Below are 4,451 nucleotides of genomic sequence, written 5' to 3'. Positions count from 1 at the left end.
CCCCCACCCCCCGCCACAACCACCCCGGCAACACATCCGAATCCAAACTATCAATCAAATTCTTCAACCCCAACCCCAATTCCGTATCCCCCTCAATCACCAACCGCCGCCGAAAAAACAACGTATCCGGATCCTCCTGCCGACTGGCCAACAACAAAAACTCCCGCCAATTACCACTGATGGTCACCTGCGCCTCAGCCCTGTCAGCAATACGCAACCCCTCCCGCGCCAACGTCAGGTACCAACACAACCCCAAGTCAGGAACGCGCAAACACATCCAACGCCCGCGCAGCAAATCAAAACCACCCTCGCGCAGAGGCTCAGCCAGACAGCGATTAAGCCCCTGCTCCAAGGCCACACGCTGCACCACAAACGGCACCCGCCGAACCAGCGGCAACAACCGGTCGGCCCCCTTGAGCAACCATTGCTTGCGACTCAACACAGCCCCACCTCCTCAACCCGTAACATACCGGCCTGGCCATGCCAGTAGCCGTTGCAGCCGTCAACGAACAACGGCGGCGTGGCGCCCTGGCGTACCTGATCGTACGCACGCACCACATCAGCCATACCTTCAGCCCGCGGGCTCAGGCGCAACACATCGGTGCCACAAGCCACCAGCGCGGGATAGTCGGCCAGCAGGTTGGTCACCTCCGCCGACATCGTCTGAATCCCATTCAAGGTAAACAACGCCTGCCCTTCCTGGCTGGTCAAGGCCATGCCGTCCGGGTAGTTGATGCAGCAGAACTGGCAGTCGTCCTTGGGCCGGTTTTCTGCGCGGGCGCTGAAGCAACGCGCCGAGTAGGCCAGGGGCAAATGGCCGTAGGCGAAGATTTCCACCTCCGGCAACGGCCTGCCCAATTCGCGCACCTGTTCCAGCACATCGGCGATCAAGCCCTGGGAGCATTCCACCGGCGGCACCCAGCGTTGCATGCCCAAGTCGAGCAACTGCACCAGGGCGTGGCCGTTGTAGAGGTTGAGCGCCGGGCCGCCGACAAAGGGCAACTTGCGCTCCACCAGCAACTGCACCGCGCCCATGTCGTTGGCTTCCACCAGTAACTCGCCGTTGTCGCACAGGCGCCGCAGGCGGGACAGTTCAGAGGCCGCCTCGATCAAGGTGAGGCTCGACAACACGATCTGCGCCGAACTGCACGCCTGCAACTCGCGGCCCAAGCCCAGCCATTGATCGAGGTTGAACACGCGGCGTTTCGAGCACACGGTTTCGCCCAGGTAGATCACGTCCAGGGGCACGTCGGCCATGTCCGCGTAGAAGCGCCCGAGGTGTTCCTTGTCCCAATAAAACAGCACCGGTCCGAGGCTGAGTTTCATGTGTGTGTCCTCACTGCCATGCACGATGGTAAGCACCCAGGGTGGTCTGGCTGCCTTCGGAAAGCCCGGCCAATACCTGACGCCATTGTTCCTTGACGACAAAGTTGGCCGGGTTGCTGCGGTGGGCGTCGAGGGCCGCGCGCCAGACGCGGGTGACTTGCTCCACATAGGCCGGGCTGCGTTGGCGGCCTTCGATCTTCACCGCTTCCACGCCGATGGCGGCCAGTTCCGGCAGCAGGTCGAGGGTGTCAAGGCTGGTGGGTTCCTCCAGCGCATGGAAGCGCTTGCCGCCCACCAGGAAGCGGCCCTTGCACAGGGTCGGGTAGCCGGCCGGTTCGTCCGGGGTGTAGCGGTCGATCAGCACTTCGCTCAAGCGCGCGCTGAGGCCGTCGGCGTCGTCGCTCCAGCGCACCGCCTTGGCCGGCGAGCACACGCCGCACAGGTTGGGGGATTCGCCGGTGATGTAGGAGGACAAGTGGCAGCGCCCTTCGGCCATGATGCACAGGCTGCCAAAGCCGAACACTTCGATGGGCACCGTGGCGCTCGCCGCCACCTGCCTGACCTGGGCCAGGGACAACACCCGGGGCAGCACCGCACGGCGGATGCCATAGCGTTCGACGTAGAACTTCAACGCCGCCGCGTGGGTGGCCGAGCCCTGCACCGACAAGTGCAAGGCCATCTGCGGATGACGCGCGGCCGCGTAGCCGAGCACGCCGGGGTCGCCGGCAATCAGGGCGTCCACCCCATGGTCGGCGGCGCGATCGACGGCGCGTTGCCAGCGCGGCCAGATCTTCGGTTGCGGGTAGGTGTTGACCGCCACGTAGAGCTTGCGCTGGTGCTGGCGGATATGGGCGACGGCGGCGTCGAACTGCTTGTCGTCCATGTTCAGCCCGGCGAAGTGCCGGGCGTTGGTGTCATCGCGAAACCCCACATACACCGCGTCGGCGCCTTGGCGCACAGCGGCTTTCAACGCAGGCAAGTTACCTGCCGGGCAGACCAGTTGCATGGTGGCTCCTTATTGAAAATCGGCAAAGGACAGAAACGGCACCGCCGCGCCCTTGAGCACCTGCTGCCCGCGCTCGACGATCACCAGGCCGTCGGCCCAACAGGCGGCGACCAGCATCGCCGAGCTTTGCTGCGGGTGCAGGATCGCGCGCAGTTGCCCATCGCTGCCGGGGCTCAAGCGCGCACGCAGGTATTGGCGGCGCGGGTTGGGCTTGAGCCATTCAAACGCCGCCGGTACGCTGGCCGGCACCGACAACACCCGCTCTGCGCCCTGGGCACGCAGCAGGAACGGGCGCACCACCACCAGCGCCGTGACCAGCGCCGCCGTCGGATTACCCGGCAGGCCCAGCCACGGTTTGCCCGCCACCTGACCAAACGCCAGGGGCTTGCCGGGCTGGATCGCCAGACGCCAGAACTCGACCTTGCCCAGCTCGCGGATCGCTTGCTTGAGGTGGTCCTCCTCCCCCACCGACACGCCTCCGGTGGTCAGCAGCAGGTCGCATTCGGAAGACGCCAGCGCCAACGCATCGCGACTCGCCGTCAGGGCGTCGGCCATCACGCCGTAGTCGTGCACCTCCACACCCCAGCCCCGCAGCAGCGCTGCGATGAGGTAACGGTTGCTGTTGTAGATCTGCCCCGGTGCCAGCGACTCACCGGGTTCGCGCAATTCATCACCACTGCTGAGCAGGCACACCCGCAGCGGCCGATAGACCTTGACCCGGGGGATGCCCGCCGCCGCCAGCAGGCCGATCTCCTGGGCGCGCAGGCGCTTGCCGGCGCTCAACACCTGCTGCCCGCGTTGCAGCTCTTCGCCGCGCTTGCGCACGTGGTCGCCCAGGTGGACCGGCGGGCACCAGATGCGCTGGCCATACACGCGGCAACGTTCCTGGGCGACCACACTGTCGGCCCCCGGTGGCAACGGCGCGCCGGTAAAGATGCGCACGGCTTGCCCGGCCTGCAACGGCTCATCGCTGCTGTGCCCGGCAGCGATACGCCCGGCGACTTCCAGATGACCGCCCTGCTCCGGCACGTCAAACGCGCGCAGGGCGTAGCCGTCCATGGCACTGTTGTCCCAGGCCGGCAAGTCGAGGGGCGAAAACACGTCTTCAGCGACCACCCGCCCAAGGGCCTGGGCCAAGGCAATCACCTCGGTGGACGGGGGTGGCGGCGCCTGCGCAAGCAACTGCTCGATGGCGTCCTCCACCGGCAGCAGGTCACCGCTGTCACACAGGTTCATGAGCGTGACTCACAGGCGCTGAGCGCTTGATCGAGTTGCGGCTTGAGGTGCGGCGCGAAGTTGCACGGGCCGGTGCGGCTGTCCAGTTGGCCGACAAGAATCTGGTCCCAGGCCGTGCGACAGGCGCCCGGTGAACCCGGCATGCAGCACACCAGCACGCCGTTGCTGAAGCCGGCCAGGGCGCGGGATTGCAGGGTCGACATGCCGATTTCGGCCAGGGACACCTGACGGAACAACTCGCCGAAGCCGTCCACTTGCTTGTCCAGCAGCGGCAGCACGGCTTGGGGCGTGTTGTCGCGCGCGGTGAAACCGGTGCCGCCGGTCATCAGCACCACTTGCACCTGGGGGTCGGCGATCCACTGTGAAACCCGGGCGCGGATCTGGTAGATGTCGTCCATCACGATGCCACGGTCGATGAGCATGTGGCCGGCGGTTTGCAGGCGGTCTACCAGGGTGTCGCCGGAGGTGTCGGTGTCGTAGGTGCGGGTGTCGCTGATGGTCAGTACGGCGATGTTCAGGGAGACGAAGTTTTGCTGGGTCAGGTGGGCCATGGTCCGGGCTCCAAGCGTTGGAAAGATGGGGGCAGCCTGCGCCGCATTGGGCGTAGGGCCTATTCCTCGGAGGAGGTATGCCGTTGGGGGCGTGGTCCTTCAGGGGGGTTGGCACAGTGTGGGAACTGGCTGGGTGGGGGCTGTTGATCGTGGTCAAGGGTTGGGTGTGGCATGGGGTCGCATGGAATGGCCGGGACTGCCCGGGGAGATGTTTTTCTGTGGGAGCTGGCTTGCCTGCGATGGAGGTCTATCGGTGTACATATCCGTTATTTGGGTAACGGCCACCTATGGTTCCGCCCTTACGGCGGGTCACTTTTGGAAAAGAGCCCCAA

5 protein-coding genes are annotated in these 4,451 nt (G+C 65.4%); all 5 read right to left on the bottom strand.

From position 1 onward, the window contains the following. The coding region (locus B348_RS0108360; protein WP_017735677.1) for an SCP2 domain-containing protein at positions 1–442 on the bottom strand (442 nt) is incomplete at its 3' end. Beyond that, complete coding sequence (locus tag B348_RS0108355; RefSeq protein WP_017735676.1) at positions 436–1,326, bottom strand: U32 family peptidase; 891 nt, start codon at positions 1,324–1,326, stop codon at positions 436–438. The genes B348_RS0108360 and B348_RS0108355, both read right to left, overlap by 7 nt. 10 nt (positions 1,327–1,336) lie before the next feature. Continuing rightward, positions 1,337–2,332, bottom strand: coding sequence for a peptidase U32 family protein (locus B348_RS0108350; protein WP_017735675.1), 996 nt, complete (start codon positions 2,330–2,332; stop codon positions 1,337–1,339). A gap of 9 nt (positions 2,333–2,341) precedes the next feature. Then, positions 2,342–3,568: a gephyrin-like molybdotransferase Glp gene (gene glp / locus B348_RS0108345; RefSeq protein ID WP_017735674.1), complete on the bottom strand. Its 1,227-nt coding sequence runs from the start codon at positions 3,566–3,568 to the stop codon at positions 2,342–2,344. After that, positions 3,565–4,119 carry a molybdenum cofactor biosynthesis protein B gene (gene moaB, locus B348_RS0108340; RefSeq protein WP_017735673.1) on the bottom strand — a complete coding sequence of 185 codons (555 nt, stop codon included), beginning with the start codon at positions 4,117–4,119 and terminating at the stop codon, positions 3,565–3,567. The genes glp and moaB overlap by 4 nt, the downstream gene beginning before the upstream one ends. Positions 4,120–4,451: the final 332 nt, after the last annotated feature.

The organism is Pseudomonas sp. CBZ-4 (assembly GCF_000346755.1).
Taxonomy (GTDB): Bacteria; Pseudomonadota; Gammaproteobacteria; order Pseudomonadales; family Pseudomonadaceae; genus Aquipseudomonas.
The sequence above is the reverse complement of the archived record's forward strand: the minus strand, read 5'-3'. Positions and strand labels throughout refer to the sequence as shown.

Coding starts and splice junctions, on each gene's coding strand:
- glp (WP_017735674.1), bottom strand. CDS start 3,568: ATGAACCTGTGTGACAGCGGTGACCTGCTGCCGGTGGAGGACGCCATC.
- B348_RS0108355 (WP_017735676.1), bottom strand. CDS start 1,326: ATGAAACTCAGCCTCGGACCGGTGCTGTTTTATTGGGACAAGGAACAC.
- moaB (WP_017735673.1), bottom strand. CDS start 4,119: ATGGCCCACCTGACCCAGCAAAACTTCGTCTCCCTGAACATCGCCGTA.
- B348_RS0108350 (WP_017735675.1), bottom strand. CDS start 2,332: ATGCAACTGGTCTGCCCGGCAGGTAACTTGCCTGCGTTGAAAGCCGCT.